Source organism: Luteimonas qiangzhengi, from assembly GCF_039548515.1.
Taxonomy (GTDB): domain Bacteria; phylum Pseudomonadota; class Gammaproteobacteria; order Xanthomonadales; family Xanthomonadaceae; genus Luteimonas.
Genome location: NZ_JBCLVE010000012.1, coordinates 103,385 through 128,411, shown reverse-complemented (window position 1 = coordinate 128,411; position 25,027 = coordinate 103,385). Strand labels below are relative to the sequence as shown.

15 protein-coding genes are annotated in these 25,027 nt (G+C 67.0%); 7 read left to right on the top strand and 8 right to left on the bottom strand.

The genetic code is table 11. The annotated features are described in order from the left end of the window. Positions 1–131: 131 nt before the first annotated feature. From WCE59_RS11005 to pilH, 6 genes are all read left to right on the top strand, one after another. On the top strand, positions 132–2,990 hold the full coding sequence (locus WCE59_RS11005) for a 2-oxoglutarate dehydrogenase E1 component (RefSeq protein WP_343258815.1): 2,859 nt from the start codon (positions 132–134) through the stop codon (positions 2,988–2,990). Positions 2,991–3,023: 33 nt separating this feature from the next. Next, positions 3,024–4,250 carry a dihydrolipoyllysine-residue succinyltransferase gene (gene sucB, locus WCE59_RS11000; RefSeq protein ID WP_343258814.1) on the top strand — a complete coding sequence of 409 codons (1,227 nt, stop codon included), beginning with the start codon at positions 3,024–3,026 and terminating at the stop codon, positions 4,248–4,250. 17 nt (positions 4,251–4,267) lie between these two features. Further along, entirely contained in the window at positions 4,268–5,704 is a 1,437-nt protein-coding gene (lpdA, locus tag WCE59_RS10995; RefSeq protein WP_343258813.1) for a dihydrolipoyl dehydrogenase, read from the top strand. A 106-nt stretch (positions 5,705–5,810) separates the two neighbouring features. Next, positions 5,811–6,404 (top strand): LOG family protein, encoded by a 594-nt coding sequence (locus WCE59_RS10990; RefSeq protein ID WP_343258812.1) that lies wholly within the window; start codon positions 5,811–5,813, stop codon positions 6,402–6,404. A gap of 12 nt (positions 6,405–6,416) precedes the next feature. Continuing rightward, entirely contained in the window at positions 6,417–7,418 is a 1,002-nt protein-coding gene (locus WCE59_RS10985) for a YhdH/YhfP family quinone oxidoreductase (RefSeq protein ID WP_343258810.1), read from the top strand. A gap of 56 nt (positions 7,419–7,474) precedes the next feature. Then, positions 7,475–7,858 carry a twitching motility response regulator PilH gene (gene pilH, locus WCE59_RS10980; RefSeq protein WP_343258809.1) on the top strand — a complete coding sequence of 128 codons (384 nt, stop codon included), beginning with the start codon at positions 7,475–7,477 and terminating at the stop codon, positions 7,856–7,858. Positions 7,859–7,874: 16 nt separating this feature from the next. Here the strand turns inward: pilH and WCE59_RS10975 are convergent, their stop codons facing one another. Further along, positions 7,875–8,783: a DnaJ C-terminal domain-containing protein gene (locus WCE59_RS10975; protein ID WP_343258808.1), complete on the bottom strand. Its 909-nt coding sequence runs from the start codon at positions 8,781–8,783 to the stop codon at positions 7,875–7,877. Positions 8,784–8,944: 161 nt separating this feature from the next. On the opposite strand from WCE59_RS10975, the gene WCE59_RS10970 reads away from it, so the two are divergent. Continuing rightward, entirely contained in the window at positions 8,945–9,424 is a 480-nt protein-coding gene (locus WCE59_RS10970) for a peroxiredoxin (protein WP_343258807.1), read from the top strand. 22 nt (positions 9,425–9,446) lie between these two features. On the opposite strand, the gene pbpC is transcribed toward WCE59_RS10970, so the two are convergent. From pbpC to ligA, 7 genes are all read right to left on the bottom strand, one after another. Further along, positions 9,447–11,771 carry a penicillin-binding protein 1C gene (pbpC, locus tag WCE59_RS10965; RefSeq protein ID WP_343258853.1) on the bottom strand — a complete coding sequence of 775 codons (2,325 nt, stop codon included), beginning with the start codon at positions 11,769–11,771 and terminating at the stop codon, positions 9,447–9,449. A 54-nt stretch (positions 11,772–11,825) separates the two neighbouring features. After that, positions 11,826–16,781 (bottom strand): alpha-2-macroglobulin family protein, encoded by a 4,956-nt coding sequence (locus tag WCE59_RS10960; RefSeq protein WP_343258806.1) that lies wholly within the window; start codon positions 16,779–16,781, stop codon positions 11,826–11,828. A gap of 100 nt (positions 16,782–16,881) precedes the next feature. Further along, the gene (gene gyrA / locus WCE59_RS10955) at positions 16,882–19,551 is read right to left on the bottom strand and encodes a DNA gyrase subunit A (protein WP_343258805.1); all 2,670 of its coding nucleotides are present in this window, start codon (positions 19,549–19,551) and stop codon (positions 16,882–16,884) included. A gap of 372 nt (positions 19,552–19,923) precedes the next feature. Then, positions 19,924–20,982, bottom strand: coding sequence for an S-methyl-5-thioribose-1-phosphate isomerase (gene mtnA, locus WCE59_RS10950; RefSeq protein ID WP_343258804.1), 1,059 nt, complete (start codon positions 20,980–20,982; stop codon positions 19,924–19,926). A 43-nt stretch (positions 20,983–21,025) separates the two neighbouring features. Then, entirely contained in the window at positions 21,026–21,478 is a 453-nt protein-coding gene (locus WCE59_RS10945; protein ID WP_343258803.1) for a DUF3011 domain-containing protein, read from the bottom strand. Between the two features lie 205 nt (positions 21,479–21,683). Beyond that, a complete protein-coding gene (epmA, locus tag WCE59_RS10940) occupies positions 21,684–22,676 on the bottom strand; it encodes an EF-P lysine aminoacylase EpmA (RefSeq protein WP_343258802.1) in 993 nt (330 codons plus the stop codon). Beyond that, positions 22,669–25,011 carry an NAD-dependent DNA ligase LigA gene (ligA, locus tag WCE59_RS10935; protein WP_343258801.1) on the bottom strand — a complete coding sequence of 781 codons (2,343 nt, stop codon included), beginning with the start codon at positions 25,009–25,011 and terminating at the stop codon, positions 22,669–22,671. Before ligA ends, epmA begins: the two co-directional genes overlap by 8 nt. Between the last annotated feature and the right edge of the window lie 16 nt (positions 25,012–25,027).

Below are 25,027 nucleotides of genomic sequence, written 5' to 3'. Positions count from 1 at the left end.
CGCCCTGAACGGGCGCTGGGTCTATAATCAGTAGGGTTTCATTCATCGAAATGCATCATTGCCGCCCACGCCGGCGCACGGCCGGAGCGGCATACCGCCTCCCCCACACTTCTCGAGTCCTGACCCCAGACGTGGAAAGCCTCCTAAAGCAGTTTGCCAAGTCTTCCCAGCTCGGCGCCAATGCCGCCTTCATTGAAGACCTTTACGAACAGTATCTGGTCGATCCCGACAGCGTCGATGCCAATTGGAAAACCTGGTTCGACAGCTTCAATGGGCGCGAAGCTGGTGATGTTCCCCATTCGGCAGTCATCGCCCAGGTGTCCGCCGCCGCCCGCTCCGCCCGCAGTGGCACGGCGACCGAAGTCGTCGATGGCGAGGCCTCGCGCAAGCAGGGCGCCGTCCTCAAGCTGATCACCGCCTACCGCTCGCGCGGCCACCTGCAGGCCAACATCGACCCGCTCGGGATGATGGAGAAGCTGGACGCCCCGGACCTGGACCTGCCCTTCCACGGCCTGTCCGACGCGGATCTGGACGAAGAGTTCCGCACCGGCCCCGGCGGCGGCAGCACCAGCACCTTTGGTGGCCCCGAACGGATGCGCCTGCGCGACCTGCTTGGCCTGCTGCGCACCACCTACTGCGGCAGCATCGGCGCCGAGTTCATGCACATGCCCGATGCCGAGCAGCGCCAGTGGCTGTATCAGCGCGTGGAAGCCGCCGGCGGCACGTTCCACCGCAGCGCCGATGAGAAGCGCCGCACGCTGGAACGCCTGACTGCGGCCGAAGGCCTTGAGCGCTACCTGCACACCAAGTACGTGGGTCAGAAGCGCTTCTCGCTGGAAGGCGGCGACTCGCTGATCCCGGCCCTGGACGCGCTGATCCAGCGCGCCGGCCAGGACGGCGTGAAAGACATCGTGATGGGCATGGCCCACCGTGGCCGGTTGAACGTGCTGGTCAACACGATGGGCAAATCGCCCAAGCGTCTGTTCGACGAGTTCGAGGGCAAGTTCGAGTTCGACGGCGTGCACGCGCAGTCCGGCGACGTGAAGTACCACATGGGCTTCTCGGCCGACGTGCGCACCCCGGGCGGCCCAGTGCACCTGGCACTGGCGTTCAACCCTTCGCACCTTGAGATCGTCAACCCGGTGGTCGCCGGCAGCGCCCGTTCGCGCCAGCACCGCCGCCGCGATACCGAGCGCAAACAGGTGGTGCCGGTGCTGCTGCACGGCGACGCCGCCTTCGCCGGACAGGGCGTGGTGATGGAGCTGCTGCAGATGTCGCAGGCCCGTGGCTTCGCCGTCGGCGGCACCGTGCACGTGGTGATCAACAACCAGGTCGGCTTCACCACCAGCGACCAGCAGGACGCGCGTTCCACCCTGTACTGCACCGACGTGGCCAAGATGGTCGCCGCCCCGGTGCTGCACGTGAATGCCGATGACCCCGATGCGGTGGTGTTCTGCATGGAGGCCGCCTACGACTTCCGCCAGAAGTTCGGCAAGGACGTGGTGATCGATCTGGTGTGCTACCGCCGCCACGGTCACAACGAAGCCGATGAGCCGGCTGCCACGCAGCCGCTCATGTACCAGGTCATCCGCAAGCTCAAGACCACGCGTGAGCTCTACGCCGAGCGGCTGGCCAGCGAAGGCGTCGTCGACGCGGACGCGGCCAAGGTGCTGGTCGATAGCTACCGCGACAAGCTGGATGCGGGCGAAGTCACCGCCGAACTCACCGACACCGGCCCGGAAGGCTACGACCTGACCATCGACTGGGGCAGCTACCTGCGCGGCACCCTGGCCGACGAAGTGGACACCCGCTTCGACGCCGACCGCCTGAACGAGCTGGCCGGCATCATCACCCACGTTCCCGAGGACCTGGAGCTGCATTCGCGCGTTGCCCGGATCTACCAGGACCGCCAGAAGATGGCGGCCGGCGAGATTCCCGCCGACTGGGGCTTCGCTGAAAACCTTGCTTACGCCACCCTGCTCGATGCCGGCAAGCGCCTGCGTCTGGTGGGCCAGGATTCGGGCCGCGGCACCTTCTTCCATCGCCATGCGGTGCTGCACGATCAGAAGACCGATCGCGACTACCTGCCGCTGCGCGAGCTTGTGGACAACCCGGACGACGCCACCATCATCGACTCGCTGCTCAGCGAGGAAGCAGTGATGGCGTTCGAGTACGGCTACTCCACCTCCGAGCCCAACACCCTGTGCATCTGGGAAGGCCAGTTCGGCGACTTCGCCAATGGCGCCCAGGTGGTGATCGACCAGTTCCTGTCGTCGGGCGAAGCCAAGTGGGGCCGCCTGGCCGGCCTGGCACTCTTCCTGCCGCACGGCTACGAAGGGCAAGGCCCCGAGCACAGCTCGGCGCGCCTGGAGCGCTTCCTGCAGCTGTGCGCACTGGACAACATGCTGGTCTGCACGCCGACCACCCCGGCCCAGGCATTCCATATGATCCGCCGTCAGCTGTGCATGACCACCCGCAAGCCGCTGGTGGTGATGACGCCCAAGTCGCTGCTGCGCCACAAGCTGGCCGTGTCGACCCTGGACGAGCTGGCCGACGGCGAATTCATGCACCTGATTCCGGACGCCGACGTGAAGCCGGCCAAGTGCAAGCGCGTCGTGGTCTGCTCGGGCAAGGTCTACTACGACCTGCTGGAAGCCCGTGGCAAGCAGGAGCTGGATGCCGAGGTCGCGCTGATCCGCGTGGAGCAGTTGTATCCGTTCCCGCGCGAACTGCTGGCCGAGCAGCTGGCCCGCTACGGCAACGGCACCGATGTGATCTGGTGCCAGGAAGAGCCGCAGAACCAGGGCGCGTGGTACCAGATCAAGCACCATCTGGAGTTCTGCCTGGCCGATGGCCAGAAGCTCCATTACGCCGGTCGCGCGCGCTCGCCTTCACCGGCGGTCGGCGTGTTCGCCCAGCACGTCGAGGAGCAGACGGCACTCATTGCCGATGCCCTGGTCAACCCGCCCAAGGGCATGTCGGCCGAATAACCCCACCCATTCGATTTGCCAGGAAGCTGCCAGATGGCCACTGAAATCAAGGTTCCCGTCCTCCCCGAATCCGTCGCCGACGCGACCATCGCCACCTGGCACAAGCAGGTTGGTGATGCCGTCAGCCGCGATGAAAACATCGTTGACCTGGAGACCGACAAGGTCGTGCTCGAGGTTCCCTCCACCGTCGATGGCGTGATCAAGGAGCTCAAGTTCTCCGAGGGTGACACCGTCACCAGCCAGCAGCTGCTGGCCATCATCGAAGAAGGCGCCGCCCCCACTGCCGAATCCGGCAGCAAGGACAAGCAGGCTCCGGCCGCCGGCGACGAGCAGGTGCAGCCCAAGGCCGAGGCCAAGGCGGCCGACGACAAGGCCCCGGCTTCCACCAAGCCGCAGCCCGTCTCGGGTGGCTCCAGCCTGCCCCCGGGTGCGCGCTTCACCGCAGCGAAGGAAGGCATTGATGCATCGCAGGTGGAAGGCACCGGCCGTCGCGGCGCGGTGACCAAGGAAGACCTGATCAACTACGCGTCGGGCAAGACCGCTGGCGTGTCCGGCGGCGCCCGTCCGGAAGAGCGCGTGCCGATGACCCGCATCCGCAAGCGCATCGCCGAGCGTCTGATGCACTCCAAGGAGTCCATCGCCATGCTGACCTCGTTCAACGAGGTCAACCTGGGCAAGGTGATGGCCATGCGCAAGGAGATGGGCGAGCAGTTCCAGAAGGAGCACGGCATCAAGCTCGGCTTCATGAGCTTCTTCGCCAAGGCCGCCGCCAACGCGCTGCAGAAGTACCCGGTGGTCAACGCCTCGGTCGATGGCGACGACATCATTTACCACGGCTACGCCGACGTCTCGGTGGCCATTTCCACCGACCGCGGCCTGGTCACCCCGGTGCTGCGCAACGTCGAGCGCATGGGCTTTGCCGAGATCGAACAGGGCATCTCCGACTACGCGGTGGCTGCGCGCGACGGCAAGCTGAAGCTTGAGGACATGCAGGGCGGCACCTTCACCATCACCAACGGCGGTACCTTCGGCTCGCTGATGTCGACCCCGATCGTCAACCCGCCTCAGTCCGCGATCCTGGGCATGCACACCATCAAGGAGCGCCCGATCGTCGAGAACGGCCAGGTCGTGGCCGCGCCGATGATGTACATCGCGCTGTCCTACGACCACCGCATCATCGACGGCAAGGACGCGGTGCTGTTCCTGGTCGACATCAAGAACCAGCTCGAGAACCCCGGCCGCATGCTGCTGGGCCTGTGAGCAACAAGGAAACCGACATGGCTGAACAATTCGACGTCGTCGTCATCGGAGCCGGCCCCGCCGGCTACCACGCCGCGATCCGCGCCGCCCAGCTGGGCATGAGCGTGGCCTGCGTGGACGCGGGACTGGGCAAGGACGGCAAGCCCGCCCTGGGCGGCACCTGCCTGCGCGTGGGCTGCATCCCGTCCAAGGCGCTGCTGGACTCCTCGCGCCAGTTCCACAATCTGCAGACCGTGTTCGAACAGCACGGCATCACCGCCAAGGATCCGAAGATCGACGTCGGCACGATGGTCGGGCGCAAAGACAAGATCGTGAAGCAGTTCACCGGCGGCATCGCGCAGCTGTTCAAGGCCAACAAGGTCAAGCCCTACTACGGCTTCGCAACCCTGCACGCCGACCGCGTGGTCAAGGTCAAGCAGCACGAGGGCGGTGACGTCGAGCTCAAGGGCACCAACGTGATCATCGCCTCGGGCTCGGATTCGATCGAGCTGCCGTTCGCGAAGTTCGACGGTGAAAACATCGTCGACAACGTCGGCGGGCTGGACTTCGCCGAGACCCCGAAGCGCCTGGCCGTCATCGGCGCTGGCGTGATCGGGCTGGAGCTGGGCAGCGTGTGGAAGCGCCTGGGCGCCGAGGTCACCATCCTCGAAGCAATGCCTGACTTCCTGGCCGCGGCCGATGCCGAAGTGTCCAGGCTCGCCGCACGCGAGTTCAAGAAGCAGGGCCTGGATATCAAGCTGGGTGCCAAGGTCTCCAAGGCCGAAGTGACTGGCAAAGGCAAGAAGAAGGAAGTGCAGGTCACCTTCGAGGACAAGAAGGGCGAGCAGACCATCACCGTCGACAAGCTGCTGGTGGCCGTGGGCCGCAAGGCCGCGTCCAAGGGCCTGCTGGCCGACGACAGCGGCGTGAAGCTCAACGACCGCGGCCAGATCGAGGTCGACGAGCACTGCCACACCGGCGTCGACGGCGTGTGGGCCGTGGGCGACTGCGTGCGTGGGCCGATGCTGGCGCACAAGGGCTTCGAGGAAGGCCTTGCGGTAGCCGAGCTGATCGGTGGCCTGCCCGGCCACGTCAACATGGACACCATCCCCTGGGTGATCTACACCGAGCCGGAGCTGGCCTGGGTGGGCAAGACCGAGCAGCAGCTGAAGGAAGAAGGCATCCCGTACAACGCGGGCAGCTTCCCCTTCGCCGCCAACGGCCGCGCCGTGGCGATGGTCGAGCCGGCGGGCTTCGTGAAGGTGCTGGCGCACGCCGAAACCGACCGAGTGCTGGGCATGCACCTGGTCGGTGCCAACGTGTCCGAGCTGGTTCACGAGGGCGTGCTGACCATGGAGTTCAGCGGTTCCGCTGACGACCTGGCCCGCATCTGCCACGCTCACCCGAGCCTGGCCGAAGCCATCCACGACGCCGCCATGGCCGTGCACAAGCGCGCGATCCACAAGGCCAACTGAGGCCTGTCGTCCGGCGCATGCCGGGCAGATGTTCCGACGCCGGGCCACAGTGCCCGGCGTCGCCGTTTTCCACTCCCGGCCATGCCCGGAACCCGAAGGACCCTCGATGAAGAACCTCTGCGTTTACTGCGGCTCCAACACCGGCAGCAAGCCGATCTACCAGGAACAGGCGATCGCGCTGGGCACCCGCCTGGCAGCGGACGGCATCGGCCTGGTGTATGGCGGCGGCAACATCGGCCTGATGGGCGCCGTTGCCGACGCGGTGATGCAGGCGGGCGGTGAAGTCACCGGCGTGATTCCCAAGCAGCTCATGGACCTGGAGGTGGGCCATCGCGGCCTGACCCACCTGGAAATCGTGGGCTCCATGCACGAGCGCAAGTCGCGCATGTTCGATCTGGCCGACGGTTTCGTCGCCCTGCCCGGCGGCTTCGGCACGCTGGAAGAAATCATCGAGATGCTGACCTGGCGCCAGCTCGGCATCGGCAACAAGCCCTGCGCGTTCCTGGACGTGGACGGCTACTGGGCCCCCATCGCGCAGATGATGGACCGCATGGTCAACGACCGTTTCCTGCATCCCGGCCAGCGCCAGGACCTCTGGATCGGTGACGGCATTGATGAAATGCTGGCGTGGATGAACACCTACGAGCCGGCACAGGCTTCCAAGTGGCTGGACGAAAAGCAGCGTAAAACGCTGCGCTGAGGCTGAAGACGCATGAGCATTCCCGCAACCTTCCCCGCTTTCCGCATCCACAATGACGATGCCGGCTACCGCGCCGGGATTGAGCAGGTCTCGCTGGACCAGCTCTCGCCGGGCGAGGTGGTCATCCGCGCGGCGCACTCATCGGTCAACTACAAGGACGCGCTGGCGGGCACCGGCAAGGGCAAGATCCTGCGCCGCTTTCCGCTGGTTGGGGGAATCGACGTGGCTGGCCACGTGGCCGCATCCACCGACCCCCGCTTCCGCGAGGGCGACGCGGTACTGGTCACCGGCTGCGGCCTGGGCGAAACCCGCGACGGCGGCTATTCGCAGTACACCCGCGTGGATGCCGACATGGTGGTGGCCCTGCCGGATGGACTTCAGCTGCGTGAAGCCATGATCCTGGGGACCGCCGGCTTCACCGCCGCACTGGCGCTGCTGCGCATGGTTGAGAACCACCAGACGCCTGCGATGGGTCCATTGGCGGTGACCGGCGCCAGCGGCGGGGTGGGATCACTGGCGCTGGATATCTACAGCGCAGCGGGATTCGAGGTGCACGCCATCAGCGGCAAGGCCGATCAGGTCGATTATCTGAAGGGCATCGGCGCGAGTGAAGTGCTGGGCCGGGATGCATTGGACACCGGGCGGCCGCTGGAGTCGGTCCGGTTCGGTGGTGGGCTGGATAACGTTGGTGGAACCATGCTGGCCAGCCTGCTGGCCCAGACCCGTCCCTACGGCAACGTGGGCAGCGCCGGCCTGGCCGCCACCCACCAGCTGGACACCACGGTGATGCCCTTCATCCTGCGCGGCGTATCGCTGCTGGGCGTGGCGTCCACCGACACCCCGCGCTTCCACCGCGATGAAGTCTGGCGTCGGCTGGCCTCGGACTGGAAGCCGCGTCACCTGGATCGCATCTGCACGCGTGAAGCAATGCTTGAAGATCTGCCCGCCGTGTTCGACACCATGCTGGCGGGCGGCTCGCTCGGGCGTACGCTGGTCACGCTCCCGCAGGCATAGGCTTGCGGCCCCTGCGGCGGCCGATACAATCGGCTGTCCATTCAGCGGACAAGTCCATGGCACGCATCCTGATCGTTGACGATTCGCCCTCGCAGCTCGCCGGCATCCGGCGGATCGTCGAGCGGCTCGGCCATGAAACGCTCACCGCCGAGGACGGACAGGCCGGGGTGGAACTGGCCCGGCGCGAGCTGCCGGACCTGATCCTGATGGACGTGGTGATGCCCAACCTCAACGGGTTCCAGGCCACGCGCTCGATCAGCCGCGACCCGGCTACGCGCCACATTCCGGTCATCCTGGTCACCACCAAGGACCAGCAGACCGATCGGGTCTGGGGCATGCGCCAGGGCGCACGCGGCTACCTGACCAAGCCGTTCAACGACCAGGAACTGATGGACGCGATCGCGGCCACCATGACGCCGGCAGCCGAAAGCCCCGCCTGATCTTTCAGGTGATCCTTCAGGCCCGACGCCAGTCGTCGCCGAACGCCTGCTGCAGGTCTTCGTAGGCCTTGCGCTGGGCCTCGTCACGGGGGCGCGGAGCCAGTACTTCCAGCACCACGATCTGATCGCCGTCCGCTCCGCCGCGTATCCCCGGCAGGCCCCGACCGCGCAGGCGCAGCTGCCGCCCGGCCTCCGAGTCCGGCGGGATTTTCAGCTCCACGCGCCCGCCCAGCGTCGGCACGCTCACCTTGCCACCCAGCGCGGCCTCCCATGGCGCAACCGGGAGCTCATGGAAGATGTTGTTGCCGTCCACCTCGAAATGCGGATGCGCGGCGTACTCCACTTCAAGCAGCAGATCGCCCGGCGCTTCCACCGGACCGCCGCCCTGCCCCTTCAGCCGGATCACCTGGCCGGGCCGCACACCTTTGGGCACCCGCACTTCGAGCGTGCGGCCTTTCACGCTGATCCGCACGCTGCTGCCGGCATGGACAGCCTCCAGCGAGACCGCGAGTCTCGCCCGGGTATCGCCGCGCGGCATCGGACCCGCTCCAGGATGTCGCTGACCGGGAGTGCGACGACGACCGAACAGCTCTTCGAAAAAATCACTGAACCCGCCACCCGCGCCGCCGCCGGCAAACACTTCCTCATAATCGAAGTTGCCGTTGCCGAACCCGCCATGCGGCGGGCGCACCTGATCGCCGGGACGGTATCCGCCCGCACGCAGCTGGTCGTAGGCCGCGCGTTTGGCCGGATCCCGCAGCGCCTCGTAAGCCTCGTTGACGGCCTTGAACTTATCCTCGGCGCCGGCCTCTTTGCTGACATCGGGATGGTATTTACGCGCCAGTCGGCGATAGGCGGTCTTGATCTCCGTCTCACCGGCGCCCGGCTCGACGCCGAGCGTGTCGTAGTAGTCCTTGAACTGCATCACTCACCTGACTGGTCTGGAACTGGATCGGTAACATCCTACTCGGCCACGCGGACCGTACGCCCCCGGATCTGGGACCTGTGCGGCACCAATACAAGTCTCCACCGGGCTGCATTCGAACCGGATAGACTGCCCTCATCACCCCCATACCGGAACCAGCCATGGCCATCCAGATCGGCGACGTCATTCCAGAAGTGGTCCTCAAACACATTGATGGCGGCATCCAGGCCATCGATACGCCCACGCTGTTTGAAGGCCGCAAAGTCGTACTGTTCGCAGTGCCGGGCGCCTTCACCCCCACCTGCTCGGAACGCCACCTGCCGGGCTTTGTCGAGCGCTTCGATGAATTCCGGGCCAGGGGAATCGAGGTTGCCTGCCTGGCGGTCAATGATCCATTCGTGATGCAGGCCTGGGGCGAAAGTCAGAATGTTCCCCACGGCCTGCGCATGCTCTCCGACGGCAATGGCGACCTGACCCGCGGCCTGGGCCTGGAGATGGACGGCAGCGCCTACGGCATGGGCCTGCGTGCCAAGCGCTTCGCCCTCTATGCCGAGGACGGCGTGGTCAAGCAGCTGTTCGTCGAAGCTCCGGGCGAGTTCAAGGTATCGAGCGCGGAACACGTGCTAGCCAATATCGACTGACCAGCTCTGGTGAGGTGCTGCCTTAACGCAGCACCTGGAACCCGACCCGGTCCCACGCCCCGCTGTCCGCCAATGCGGTCAGGGTGTGGATGCCGGGTTCGGTGAACTCATGCACGAACGGTCGTGCGCCATCGGTCTCTGCCAGCCAGCGGCCATCCAGCAGCCACTGCACGCGACCCTGGCCGCCCAGCGCCCGCAGGCTCAGCTGCACGCCGCGCACACTGCCGGGAGCTCGCGCCAGCCGCGCCCCGTCCTGCACGCCTTCAATCCGCACTTCGGCCAGCCGCTCACGCCCATCATCGTCGCAGTCCCAGGCCAGCGCCGGCAGACGCGCGGCGGCACGATCGGCAGCGCTCAGCCACGGCGACAGCAGCGCAGGCCAGCGAGCAATCTCCGCATCCCGCGCGTCGTGTAGCTGCGCACAGTTCGATGAGAGCCGGCGACCGGTAACCGCATCCATCCGGAACCGCACCCGGCCTGCAGACCACAGCCTGACTTCGCGCTCGGCAGCAGTGGGCGGGATGGCCCCGTCCAGCACCCAGGCATCCAGCTGGCGGCGGCACAGCGAAGCAGGCTGATCCGCAGCTGCCAGGCCCAGTGGCCAGCAGACCGCATGCTGCTCCACGCTGGCCGGGCGCGGCAATGCAATGGCATCGTCACGCGCGCGCGGGAGGGTATCGATGACTTCGAACAGCAAGGGCAGCGCCGTGATCGCCCCGTACTGGCCCGGCAGCGGGGTGCCATCCGGGCGCCCCACCCACACCCCGACGGTGTAGCCGCGGGTCGCACCCAGCGCCCACGCATCCCGGAATCCGTAGCTGGTACCGGTCTTCCAGGCCACACGGGGCCGGTCACGCAGGTCGAACAGATCGGCGCGCTCGCCGGGCCGGGCGTTGGAAGACAGCGTTTCCGCCACGATCCAGGCCGCTCCGGGCGACATCAGCCGCCGCTCCAGCAGCGGCGCGTCGGCAGTAAGCCGCACCCGTCCCGCCTTGCCCCCGCGCACCAGCGCCGAGTGCGCACCCACCAGGTCCTCCAGCGTCGCCCCGGTGCCACCCAGGATCAACGGCAGGCCGGGCGCTGCACCGCGCGGGAAACGCAGGCGGATGCCAGCATGATCCAGGCGCGCTGCAAACCGCCCGGGACCCACGCGCTGCAGCAGATCCACCGCCGGCACGTTGAGTGAACGCTGCAGGGCGTCGGCCGCAGACACCGGACCGCTGTAGCTGGTGCCGAAATTGCCCGGGCGGTAACCGTCGAACGACTGCGGCGCATCCACCATCAGGCTGGCCGAATGGATCAGTCCGTCATCGAGCGCCATCGCGTACAGGAAGGGTTTGAGCGTGGAGCCGGGCGAGCGCCACGCCCTCACCATGTCCACGTGCCCGAGCCGAGCGCGATCTCCGAACTCCGCCGCGCCGATGTAGGCACGCGCCTGCATGGTCGCGTTGTCGATGACCAGCAGGGCTGCCGAGGTGCGCTCAGGCAAGCCGGAAAAATAGCCGGCGACGCGTTCTTCAAGGGCACGCTGCAGGCCGGCATCGATTGTGGAATCAATCCTGCTGGCCCGCGGATTGGCGCTGCGCAGCCGCTGCGCCAGCAGCGCGGCGTGCATGGGCGGACGCAACGCTCGCGACACCACGGGTTCGATCCGCGCATCATCGACTTCCGCCCGGGTCCAGGCGCCCTGTTCAACCATGCGCTCGAGCAGCTTGTCGCGGGCAGCGCGTGCGCGTTCCGGGTGACGATCCGGCCGCAGCCGGCTGGGCGCCTGCGGCAGCACTGCCAGCATTGCCGCTTCGGCTCTGGACAGACCCGAGGCTGGCTTGCCGAGATACGCCCAGCTGGCGGCCTCCACGCCCTCGATGGTTCCGCCAAACGGAGCACGCTCCAGGTACAGCGTGAGGATGTCCCGCTTGGACAGATGTGCTTCCAGCTGCAGCGCACGCAGCATCTGCCGCGCCTTGCCCCAGGGCGTGCGCGAATGCGGCTCCAGGATCCGCGCCACCTGCATGGTCAGCGTGGATCCGCCGGACACGATCCGCCCTGAACTGAGCCACTGCCAGCCGGCCCTGGCCAGGGCCAGCGGATTGATCCCCGGATGGCGATGGAACCAGCGGTCCTCGTAGGTCAGCAGCGCTTCCAGGTACAGCGGCGATACCGAGTCGGGATCAGCCGGGTGACGCCACACGCCACCGGCATCGGCGAATGCCCGCAGCGGAGTGCCGTCGCGGGCCACCACCACGCTGCTGGTGTCGCGGGCTGTCGGCAGCGGCGCAGGGAACAGCAGGTCCAGCGCCAGCAGTGTCAGCAGCCCGGCCACCGTCCCCCAGCGCAGCAGCGCCATGAAGCGCTGCCGCTTGCGCGGCTCTGGCCTATCCACGTCAGCCAGGCTGGCGGATCACGGCTGCACCACCGTGATCGTTCCCGGCACGGCTCGCCCGACGCCACGCAGCTCCGGCCGGTACATGTCCTCCACCATCGGCGGCGGCACGGTGTAGGTGCCCGGGGTCACCGCACGCACCAGATAGAACACGCGCGCGGTGCGCCCGCGGCCGAGGCTGAGTGCCGCCACGTAGCGGTCGTCGCGGAACTCCTCATGCCGCAGCTCAGCAGCGCTTGAGCGCTCCGAAAGGTTCACCCCCTGCACGGTCACTTCGCCCCACTGCTCGCCATCGGACAGATTGAAGTTCTCAATCTCCAGCCCGGCCGGCAGCAGGTCGGTCAGCAATGCATCGGGCATCGCCTGGTTGGCGGTAATCGACAACGCCACGATCAGCGCTTCGCCCTCCTTCAGCGGACCCGGCTCCCACGGCGTACCGTCCAGGCGGTGCAGGTTGCGCTCCACTTTCAGGCGGCTGAAGTCCGCCTCTGGTGCGGTGCGTGGCACCCCGGCCACTTCCAGGCTGGCATACAGCGGTGGTTCGCCGGCCGGCTCGAAGCGGACGCCGCGCGACAGTTCGGCATGATCAAACTGCCGCCCAAACACGCGGCTGTCGGCTACCGGCTCGTCACTGTCGCCGGTCCACAGCACGCCGGACACGCGCCGGCTGCCATCGGCCGCCAGCGCCTTGCCCAGACGCCCGATGGCGATCTGCTCCTGGGTGCTCAGGTACATCCAGCGCTGGTTGCGACGTGCATCCAGCTCACGGCCTACATCAATCGCACGGGCGGTGTATTCCGGCTTCGCCGCGTCCTGCTCATGCACCAGCGCGATCGACAGCGCGGCGTCGCGCAGCGGCGTGGAGTAATCGCCCAGCCAGCGCGGACGCTCGCGCCGCAGGCTGAAGCCCTCCGCAATCGCCTTGTCGCCACGTGCCGTATCGCCCTGCATCCGCAGCGCCAGGCCAAGCCGGACCAGCGGCAAGCCGCTGAGCGCAGCGGAGGAATGGTTGTCGAACAGGGACCGCAGCGTGCCCAGCGGGGCGCGATTGACCCGGGCCAGCACGAAGCCGGCGTGCGCCTGGTAGGCGAATTTGAGGTACTGGCGATGATCCTGCCCGTAGAACTCCTGCCCGCCCGCCAGCAGGTCTTCGTTGAGCCGCTCCAGCGCCTTCTGCAGCACCGTGTCCGGCACCGCGAACCCTGCGTCGCGGGCGTCGAGCAGGAACTCGGCGATGTACGGTGTCAGGATCGGATTGACCGGTCCGCTGCTGCCCCACATCGTAAAGTGGCCATTGCCGGCCTGCACCGAGGCCAGGCGCCCGAAGGCGGCCTGCACCGTCCGTTGCCGCAGCTCCGCGTCCACATCCTCCAGCCCGAGCATCGACACCGTCGCCGCATCCAGCATCAAGGCCGCGTAGCCACGGCTGGTGGTCTGCTCCGCGCAGGCATAGGGGTAGTGCAGCGCGCCCTGCAGTGCCGCGGCGAAGGGGATCGGCGGGAACGCACTCAGGCTCATCTGCGCCTGTACCGAGCCTGGCATCAGGCCTTCGGCGAACGAGGCGTCGATCCGCACCGGGGCCAGGACATCCAGCGCCCGCGTCTCGGCCCGCAGCACCGCGGGCCAAGCCGCGCGCACCGGCAGATCGTAGCGGCGATCCACGCTTTCACCGTTGCCCTCCACGCGCACGCGCACCTGGGCGGTGGCGTAGTCGTTGGCGGCAGTCAGCGGAAAGTTCAGCGTTGCATTGCCATCAGAGGCCAGCCGCAGCGTGCGTTCGCCCTCGCCCACCGCCAGCGGTCCTTCGCCGCCAACGCGCACCCGGAACGCCCCTTCGCGGCCGGTGAAGTTGGTGAGATCAAGGGTCAGCGTGCTGCGATCACCCGGAGCGAGGACCCGCGGCATGCTGGCTTCCGCCACGATCGGCGCACGCACCACCGTTTCCGCATCGCGATTGCCGTATGCGTCATCCGACCACACCAGTGCCGATACGCGCAGAGTGCCGTTGAAATCGGGCACCGGCAGCTCGACCGTGGCATTGCCGTTGGCATCGAGCTGCACCGGTCCGGAAAAAAGGTCCACCGTCTGCACCCGCGCAGTCGGGCGCCGCGCATGCGGCAGCGCATCCAATGCCATGTCCCCGCCGAAACGGATCCGGGCCGTGCCCCCTTCGTAACTCTCGATCACCCGCCCGTAGACATCCCAGGCGTCGACGCCGAAGCGCCGCTGCTGGAAGAAGTGCGCCACCGCATCAGGCACCGGAAAACGGGTGATATTGGTGATGCCCACATCCACCGCGGAGACGGTGGCATGCGCCTGCCGGCCGGCCTGCTGCGGCACGCTCAGCGTCACCCGCAGCGGCTGCTCCGGCAGCACCTGTCCGGCCACCTTCAGCCCAACCGCCACGCGCCGGTCGCGGCGATCCATTGGCACGTGCACCACACCCACCGCACGCGCAGGCGTAGTCACATCCACGGCACGGCCACCGCGGAACACCAGCGCGGTCACATACACGTCGTGCCGCTCCCAGTCCTCGGTGACCGGAATGCGGAAGGTGCTCCCGGGTTCGGCATCGATGGCGTGCACGTACAGCAGCCGATCACTCTCCACCAGCAGCAGGCCCTTGCCCGGATGCGGCGGCGTCACCGTCACTTCCAGGGTGTCACCTGCCTTGTACCCCGTCTGATCCAGCGCCAGCTTGACCTTGTCCGGCCGCGCGTCGAGGCCGCGGTTCTGGTCATCCCAGCTCCAGCCGGCGCGGAACGGATAGCGCGTGACCAGCCCGGTCGCCGGATCCTTCACCTCCACCCGGTACTCGCCCCACTGCACCGGGAAGTCGAAACGCGTCGCGTCCTGGCCGGCATCCAGCGTGCGCGTTTCCACCTTTTCGAAGCGGCGGGTGAAATCGTAATTCCAGCCGCCTTCGTCATCGTGTCGCCAGTGGTAGTCGCGATGCTCGCGCACCAGGCTGACTTCCAGGCCGGTGGCAGGCTGAGAAGTGCCATCCGCATCCACGCGCACCAGCTCGAAGCCCGCACGGGCATTGGCGTCGGCGCCCTCATCCGGATTGAACAGCGGACGCAGCCCAACCAGCGCCTGCGCCGGCCACAGCACCCGCTTCACAGTGCGGTTGACGGTGCGGCCGCCGCTTTCATACAGGCTGCCGGTCACCAGCGCCGCGATCGGCGTCACCGGCCGGGCCTCCTCGGGCAGCGCAATGTCCTGCGCGAGACGGCCGGTAGCGTCCAGCTCGGCGTCGATCACGTCGCGCGCCTCGCGCGGCAGATCCACCGTGGGATCGCCGAAGAAATGATCGGGCAGGCTGTCCACCGGATGCTGTTCCACCGCCACGGCCAGGGTCGCGGTGAAGCGGTTGCCAGCAGCCGGCGCGCCGTACAGGTACGCCCCTTCCACCTCAAGACGCAGCGGCTCACCGGGCGCCAGGCGCGGCGCGGCGGCGTCGAGCTCGAGCTTCATCCGCTCCGGCAAAAACTCCTCGATCCGCAGCTGCATGCCCTGCACCGCTTCCCGGCTGCCGGGATCGGTACGGAACTCCACCTGCCAGCGGCCGGTCGGCGCATCGGCGGGCACCTCCCGCTCCAGCCGGTAGTAGCCTTGGGGGCCCGGCTCCAGGCGCGTTTCGAAGAAGGTGCGGCCATCCGGCTGCTTCAGTCGGACGAACAGTGGTTGCGAAGCCGGCGACTGCGCGCCGTCCTCACCGGCCGCCACCGGGCGGCCGTCATGGTCGCGCAGCAGTGCGGACACCCGCACGGTTTCACCGGGCCGATAGAGATCCCGCCCGGACCAGGCGAACACGTCGAACCACGCCTGCCCGCGCCCGGCCACCGCGAACTCCGACAGATCCAGCGCCGGCTGGTTGAACGGCAGCATCGACACATCGCGCCCGCGGCTGGCCACCAGCACGTGGGCCGCATCGAGCGCGTAGTCGAACACCGCGTTGCCATTGCGGTCGGTTTCACCGCGATAGACCACCTCGCCCTTGCCGTCGAGCACCTGCAGGGACACGCCGTTGTTGGCCGCGCCGGTCTCCAGCGAGGCCGTGTGCACGAACAACCGGTCCTTGTAGGCCCGCGCATGCAGGCCGATGTCACTGACGCTGAAAAACGCAGTCTCGAACTCGCTGTCGAAGGCGCCGGCCCGCTTCATCACCGCGAAGTACAGGCCCGCTTCCTGCAGTTCGGGAATATCCTGCACGGGCAGGTAGGTAAGCAGGCGCTCGTTGCGCTCGCCACCCAGCACGAACCGGTTCACATACACCGGCTCGGCCATGCGCGACAGCGGAGTGCGATCACCCCAGTCGGCTTCAAGATCCCAGCTGCCACGACGGCCCCCGCGCTGATACTGGTTGAAGAACTGCGGCACCGCGCTGTCGCGCACGCGCAGGAATTCCACGTCCACCTCGGCCACGTTCAGCGATACCACCGGCAGGCCGCGGCTGCCGCGCGCCGGCAGTACGCTGCCCTGCGAGGCGAAGCCGGCGACGGGGCTGAGGTCACCGGTATGGATCACCCGCTCCACGTCGGCGCCCAGCTCGGTGCCATCGGCCGCGGTCAGCGCTGCAGAGATCCGCAGTTTGTATTCGCGATTGGCCTCGGCGTTGGGGAAACGCAGGGTCCGGTTGTCGTCATCGAGCGACCAGCCGCCCTCGCTCGCGGCAGTTCCTTCCAGCGTTACCAGTCGGTCGAAATCCTGGGTGGCTACCAGCGGCTGTGAGAACTCCAGCACCACCGCCAGGCTGCCCTGACGCTCGTCAGGCCAGGCCCTGGCCAGGCCGAAGCCTGCCACCTCCACCCGTTCCGCCGTGATCGCTTCACCGCTGGGCGCGGGCAGCTGGCCCGCGGGCTCGCCGCTGCAGGCCAGCAGCAATGCCAGTGGGCAGGCCAGCAGCGCCCAGCGCGCCAGCCTCCCGATCACCCGTTGATCCATCCACCCGCAGCGCGTCCGTCCGAGCATGCCATTCCCTCCGCAGTTGCCCGGAGTATAGGGAACGTGGGGGACACACCGTCACTCCCGCATGCAGGAGTGACGGTGCAGTTCGGACGGTGCGGTTGAATCAGGCGCTGGGCTGCTCGCCGCCCTGTTCGTCGGTCTGCTCGCCAGCCTGATCGTCCGTTGCTGCCGAAGACGTCGTAGCGGCGCCTTCGCCGGCATCATCAACGCCGGCGTCGTCGAGGTCTTCACCGTTTTCATCCAGCGACGCATCAATGCGCTCGATCGCCTGCAGGGTCTCGTCCTTGCCCAGCCGCATCAGGGTCACGCCCTGGGTGTTGCGACCGACCTGGGCGATCTCGGATGCGCGGGTACGCACCAGCGTGCCGCCATCGGAGATCAGCAGCACTTCATGGTGATCGGCAATCTGCACCGCACCCACCAGCTGGCCGTTGCGATCGGAGGTCTGGATGGCAATCACGCCCTGGATGCCGCGGCCCTTGCGCGGGTACTCGGACACCGGCGTTCGCTTGCCGTAGCCGCGCTGGCTGGCGGTGAGGATGTCGCCATCGCCTTCCGCCCGCACCACGATCATGCTGCACACGTGCTCGCCCTCGGCCAGGCGCATGCCGCGCACGCCGGTGGCGGTACGGCCCATGGCACGCACCTCGCCCTCGTCGAAGCGCACCGCCTTGCCATTGGAAGCGAACAGCATGATGTCCTTGCCGCCGTCGGTCAGGTCGGCGTTCACCAGCGCATCGCCATCGTCCAGGTTGATCGCGATCTTGCCTCGCGCAAGCCGGTATTCGAACTCCTTCAGCGGAGTCTTCTTGACCGTGCCGTTGCGGGTGGAAAAGAACACGTACTGGTCTTCGGCATACTCGCGCACCGGCACCACGGCCTGCACCTTTTCGCCTTCTTCCAGCGCAATCCAGTTGACGATCGGACGGCCACGCGCATTGGGGCCGGCGTCCGGCAGCTGGTAGACCGGCAGCCAGAATACCCGACCGGCGCTGGTAAAGGTCAGCAGCGTGTCATGGGTATTGACCAGCCACAGCTGGTCGATGAAATCCTCGTCCTTGGTCGAAGCGGCATTGCGACCGCGTCCACCGCGTCGCTGGGCACGATAGGACGTCACCGGCTGGCGCTTGGCATAGCCGGAGTGCGACAGGGTCACCACCACGTCCTCGGGCGCGATCAGGTCGAGGATGTCCAGATCTTCCTCGCTTTCGCGGATTTCGCTGCGACGCTCGTCGCCAAACTCTTCCTTCACCGTGCGCAGCTCGGTGCGGATCACCTCCAGCAGCACGTCCGGATCCTCGAGGATCTCGATCAGCCCGCGGATGGTTTCCAGCAGCAGGCGGTACTCGTCGGTCAGACGCTCCTGCTCCAGCCCGGTCAGGCGGTGCAGGCGCATGTCCAGGATCTGCTGTGCCTGGATCTCGGTGAGCTGGTAGCTGCCGTCTATCAGGCCCACGCCGTTGGGCAGGTCCTCCGGCTTGGACGCCTCCGCGCCGGTGGCTTCCAGCAGCGTGGCCACCAGGCCCGCTTCCCAGCGGCGGCTGAGCATCCGCTCGCGCGCTTCGTTCGGGTTGGCCGACGTCTTGATCAGTTCGATCATCTCGTCGATGTTGGCCAGCGCAACGGTCAGGCCTTCAAGCACGTGGGCCCGGGCACGCGCCTTGCGCAGCTCGAAGATCGTGCGGCGGGTCACCACCTCGCGGCGGTGGCTGACAAAGGCTTCCAGAATCTGCTTGAGGTTCAGCAGCTGCGGGCGGCCATCCACCAGGGCCACCATGTTGATGCCGAAGAACGACTCCATCTGGGTCTGCTGGTACAGGTTGTTGAGCACAACCTCGGCCGAATCGCCGCGCTTGACCTCGATGTAGATGCGCATGCCGTCCTTGTCGGACTCGTCGCGCAGCTCGCTGATGCCTTCGAGCCTCTTTTCCTTCACCAGCTCGGCGATCTTCTCGATCAGCCGCGCCTTGTTTACCTGGTAGGGAATCTCGGTGACGATGATCGATTCGCGACCGTTGTCAGCCACCTCGATATCCGCCTTGGCGCGCATACGCACCCGTCCGCGACCGGTGCGGTAGGCAAGCTGGATGCCGCTGACGCCGTTGATGATGCCGGCGGTGGGGAAATCCGGACCGGGCACGTATTCCATCAGCCCGTCGATGTCGAGTTCGGGGTTGTCGATCAGCGCGATGCTGGCGTCGATCACCTCGGACAGATTGTGCGGCGGAATGTTGGTGGCCATGCCCACCGCGATGCCCGCTGAGCCGTTGACCAGCAGGTTCGGCACCCGCGCCGGCATCACCGTCGGCTCGCGTTCCTTCTCGTCGTAATTGAGCTGGAAATCGACGGTTTCCTTGTCGATGTCCGCCATCAGCTCGTGCGCCAGGCGCGACATGCGCGCCTCGGTGTAACGCATCGCCGCAGCCGAGTCGCCATCGACCGAACCGAAGTTGCCCTGCCCGTCCACCAGCAGGTAGCGCAGCGAGAACGGCTGCGCCATGCGCACCAGGGTGTCATACACCGACTGGTCGCCGTGCGGATGGTATTTACCGATCACGTCACCGACGATTCGCGCCGACTTGAAATAGGGTTTGTTGCTGTGCGCGCCCAGCTCGTTCATGGCGAACAGCACGCGCCGGTGCACCGGCTTCAGACCATCGCGTACATCTGGAAGCGCCCGCCCGACGATCACGCTCATGGCGTAATCCAGGTAGCTGCGACGCATTTCGTCTTCGAGGTTGACGGGGATGATTTCTTGCGTGGAATCGACCATCTAGGCTGTTTGCATCCTGACGGCTGCCGGCAGCGGCTGCAGACGACCCGGCGGCCCGGGGCGGCGATGGAACAGCTGCGGGAAGCGCATTGAAAAAGACAGAGAATGATAACACGAACCGGAGGCTGGACGCAGCCATTTCCAGCAATAAAACAATGACTTAGCACCGATCCCGCAGGAGCGCGCCATGCGCGCGAAGCCGCGTGACGTTCCTCGCGGCTTCGTTGGATCGTCCCGGGGATGGTCCGCGGAGCCATGCGGGCGGTCCGGCCCGCCGGACCCTTGGGTTTGCGGTGATCGGGCGGGGACAGGATTCACGCGGCTTCGCGCGCATGGCGCGCTCCTACAGGGGGCAAAAAGACGGGGCGGGTTTCAGGCGAACAGGGCGCGCATCGAGTCCGGGGTGGGATTTTCCACGATGCCCTTTTCGGTCACGATCGCGTCGATCAATGCCGCCGGGGTGACATCGAATACCGGGTTCCAGGCCTGGATGCCGTCGGCGACCGTGCGGCTGCCGGCTACGCCCAGCAGCTCACCCGGATCACGCTCCTCGATCTCGATCAGCTCGCCCGAGGCGGCTTCCATGTCCACGGTGGACGATGGGGCGACCACCATGACCTTCCGGCCGTGAAAGCGCGCCGAGATGGCAAGCTGGTAGGTGCCGATCTTGTTGGCCACGTCACCATTGGCGCAGATGCGGTCCGCGCCGACCACCACCCACTCCACTTCACCGCTCTTGATCAGGTGCGAGGCAGCGGCATCGGCGATCAGGGTGGCATCGATGCCGTCCTGCTGCAGCTCCCACACGGTCAGGCGTGAGCCCTGCATCCACGGCCGGGTTTCGCCGGCAAACACGCGCCCGATCCGCCCCTGGGCGACGCCGGCACGGATCACTCCCAACGCAGTGCCAAAGCCAGCGGTGGCCAGCGACCCGGTATTGCAATGGGTAAGCACGCCGGAACCTGGAGTGATCAGCGCCGCCCCCAGCGCTCCCATCCGGCGGTTGGCAGCCAGGTCTTCGGTTTCGATTGCGCGCGCCTCACGCTCCAGCACTTCTGCCCAGTCGGGGCCAGCGTCGACAAGTACGGTGCGCATTCGCACCAGCGCCCAGGCCAGATTCACCGCGGTCGGGCGTGCCGCGTTGAGTGTCCCGATGGCAGGCTGCAGCTGGCGCTCGGCATCCGCGCCATCCTCCGCATGGATTTCCTGCCCCGCCAGCACCAGGCCCCACGCTGCCGCAATGCCGATCGCAGGGGCACCGCGCACCACAAGGTCGCGGATGGCATCGGCCACCGCGTCACTGCTGGCGCAGGCGACGTAAACCGTCTCAAAAGGCAGCCGGCGCTGGTCTAGCAGCTCCAACGCGTTGCCCACCCAGCGGATGGGACGGATGCGGTCGTAACGGGAGTGATCGATATCTGGCTGGTTCATCGGTCGATTTTAACCGCACGCCCGGGCACCGGCTGCGCGCCGCTCAATACACGCGAAACTCCGCTCCGCAATTGCCGTCTACCCAGACCCCACGCCTGTCCCAGCCCCAGTTCTGGCGCTGGACGCAGCGTGTGCTGGACAGCTGGCGAATCAGTTCCACGCCCTCGCCGACCACCGCATTGCAGCGGCTGCGACGGTGTCCGCGCGATTCACAGCGAACGATCTGCTCACCCACCGATCCCGCGTCAGCATCCGCACCGGCAGCTCCACCCTCGCCGTTCTGCGGCTCCATCGCGGCGATGAACTCACCGCCACAGCCGGACACCACCCACACGCCGCGCGCGTCATAGCCCCAGGTGCTGCCCTGGATGCACTCGGCGGACGAGAGCTGGCGAAGCATGTGCATCCCGCTGCCGGTATCGGCAGCGCAGTACTTGCGGCGGTTGTCACGTGATACGCAGCGCACGATTTCAGCTGCAGAAGCTTCGCCCGCCATGCCTTCAGTCGCTGCAGGCCGGTCAGCACCGGCCCCCTTTCCCAGCATCGTGCACCCGCCGCCAACCGCCACCAAGAGCGCCAGCAATACCGTTCGCCAAAGTCCGTTGATCACCGCCACCTCCGGAAAATCCCCGGACCGACTTTAACCGGTCCTGATGTAATTCCATGTTGCAACGCGGCCAAACACCTGCGCAGGTACGTGTTCAGGCCCGGCTGAATTCGAACGCCAGTACATCGGCAATGCGGTTTGTTTCCAGCATCGCCATCAGCAGCCTGTCCACGCCAAGCGCGACGCCGGCGCTGTGCGGGAGGCCGTGCTCCAGCGCTGCCAGCAGGTTGGCATCCACTTCCGGCTCCACGTCATCGCGCGACTTGCGCAGGGCCAGCTCGCGCTCGAAGCGGCGGCCCTGCTCGGCCGGGTCCTGCAACTCGTGGTAGCCGTTGGCGAGCTCCAGCGGGCCCAGGTACAGCTCGAAACGTTCGGCCACCGGAACCGGATCGGCATCGCCGTCCGACGCCCGGATCCGGGCCAGCATGCACTGTGATTGCGGGTAGTCGTACATCACCGTGATCACATCCGCGGCGAAGCGCGGCTGGATGCGGTGGGTCATCAGCAGGTCCAGCCAGTCATCGCGGCTGAGGCCCTGCGGGTCAATGTCAATGTCACCCAGGGCCGCGCGCAGCTCGGCTTCGGACGCCCGCATCGGGTCGATACCGAGATGATCCCGGTACAGTGCGCGATAGCTGGTGAACACCGGCTGCGATTGTCTGCCCACAAGGGCCAACCCGGCCTGTACCACCTCGACCGTTTCGGCAGCCATGCGCATGTGATCCCAGCCCATGCGATACCACTCGAGCATGGTGAACTCGGGATTGTGGCGACCGCCTGCTTCGCCATCGCGGAACACCCGGCCCAGCTCGTAGCAGTCGCCCACGCCCGCGGCGAGCAGGCGCTTGAGCGGGTATTCGGGCGAGGTGCGCAGCCAGCGGCGACGCGGACCGGCGCTCACGTGGCCGGTGAACTGGACATGGAACGAGGCGATGTTCGGCTCGGTGTTTCCCGCCTGCGACAGGATCGGGGTTTCCACTTCCAGCACGCCGCGCGCGTCGAAGAATTCGCGCATCACCGCGTTGAGCCGGGCGCGCAGGCGCACGGCATCCAGCGACGCGGAGGGACGCCAGATGCGATCAGTCATGAGCCTTCAGAAACTCGAGCAGCCTGGCTTCGTCCCACACCTCGACTCCCAGTTCCTGTGCCTTGGTCAGCTTGGAGCCCGCGGATTCACCGGCGACAACGAACGTGGTCTTCTTCGATACGCTGCCAACGGCCTTGGCGCCCAGCGCTTCCAGACGCTCCTTGGCTGCGTCGCGGGTCATCGCTTCCAGCGTGCCGGTCAGCACTACCGTCTGGCCATCCAGGGGACCGGCCTGGATCTCCGCGGGATCCGGCAGCTGCGCCAGCAGCTCGCGCTGGGCCTTGAGCGAGCGCAGGTACAGCGCGCGGTTCGCGTCTTCACCCATCCACTCCGCGAGCGACTGGGCGGCATCGCCCGGCAGCCCCGCAGATACGAAATGATGCTCGGCGGCAGTTGCGATGGCCTCGGCCGAGGCGAATGACGACACCAGACGTTCGGCGCGGTTGGCAGTGATCCTGGGAATCTCCAGGTCCGCCAGCAGGGTGACCGGATCCAGTCCTTCGGCCAGCTTTGGCGAGGGCGGATGGGCGTCGGCGATGCGCACGCCGCGCTCCAGCAGCTCATCGATCACCTGCTGGTTGCCAGGCTGGTCGAGGAAGTGTCCAAGCGAGCGCGCCACCTCACCACCGATATCCGGCACGCGCTTGAACAGCGGCCATGGGGTGCGCCGGACCAGCTCCAGATCACCAAACCAGGTGGCCAATGCCTTGGCCGTGCTTTCGCCCACGTGACCGATGCCCAGCGCAAACAGGAACCGGGCCAGCGACGCCTCGCGGCTGCGGGCGACCGCTTCCACCAGGTTCTCCGCCCAACGCGTGGCTACCTTGCCGGCCTTGACCGTTTCGGGCGTAGTGCCGTCGCGCTCGTCGGCGAGACGCTTCATTTCCACGAAGTCATCGACGCCCAGGCGATACAGGTCGGCCACGCTGGTGGCAAAACCGGAATCCACCAGCGCCTGGATCAGGCGCTCGCCAAGACCGTCGATATCCATGGCGCGACGTGAGGCGAAATGGAACAGCGCCTGCACCCGCTGCGAAGGGCACACCAGCTCGCCGGTGCAGCGCGCCACCACCTCGCCCTCCTCGCGAACGATCTCCGAACCGCACACCGGGCAGTTTGCAGGCATGCGCCAGGGCTGCGTTCCGTCCGGCCGCAGGTCGGGGATCACCCGCACCACTTCCGGGATCACGTCGCCGGCCCGGCGCACGATCACCGTGTCGCCGATGCGCACGTCCAGCCGCGCCACCTGGTCGGCGTTGTGCAGGGTGGCACGGGTCACCGTCACCCCGCCCACGTGCACCGGCCGCATCAGCACCCACGGCGTGACCGCACCCGTGCGGCCCACGTTGATCTCGATCGACTCAACCAGCGTCGACTGCTCCTGAGCCGGGTATTTATGCGCCAGCGCCCAGCGCGGCGCGCGCGAGACGAAGCCCATTTCCTCACGATCCGCAGCGTCATCAAGCTTGTAGACCACTCCATCGATCTCGAACGGCAGGCTGGCCCGCTGCTCACCGATGCGCCGGTAGTAATCGAGCAGGCCTTCAAGCCCGCTCACCACTTCGCCCAGACTGCTGACCGGGAAGCCCCACTCGCGCAGCAGGCGCATCGATTCGGAATGGGTGTCGGGAAGCGTGTCGCCCTCCACCAGTCCGGTGCCGTAAGCAAAGAACGCCAGCGGGCGCTGGGCGGTGATGGCAGGGTCCAGCTGGCGAAGAGACCCGGCCGCGCCGTTGCGCGGATTGGCCAGCACCTTGCCGCCCTGTTCCCGCACCCGGCCGTTGTAGGCCTCGAATTCGGCCAGCGGCATGTACACCTCGCCGCGCACCTCCAGCACCGCCGGCCAGTCTTCGCCGCGCAGGCGCAGCGGGATGGCGCGCACCGTGCGCAGGTTGGCGGTCACGTTCTCGCCGGTGGCGCCATCGCCGCGGGTCGCGCCCTGGACGAATACGCCGTCCTCATAGCGCAGGCTGACGGCCAGGCCATCGAGCTTGGGCTCGGCGGAAAAGACCGGGGCATCGTTGTCGAGCTTCTGGATGATCCGGCGGACGAAGTCGCCGACCTCGACGTCTTCGAACGCGTTGCCCAGCGACAGCATGGGCATGGTGTGACGGACTTGGGCGAACTTGCCGGAGGGCGCCGCACCCACCCGCTGACTGGGGGAATCAGCGCTGGCAAGTTCGGGATGCTCCGCCTCCAGCGCCTCGAGCTCGCGCATCAGCGCGTCGTAATCGGCGTCCGGGATCTGCGGCTCGTCGAGCACGTGATAGCGGTAGTTGGCGTCGTCGATCAGACCACGCAGTTCGGCAACGCGTTCAGCAGGATTGGCAGGCATCCCGCAATTCTATCGG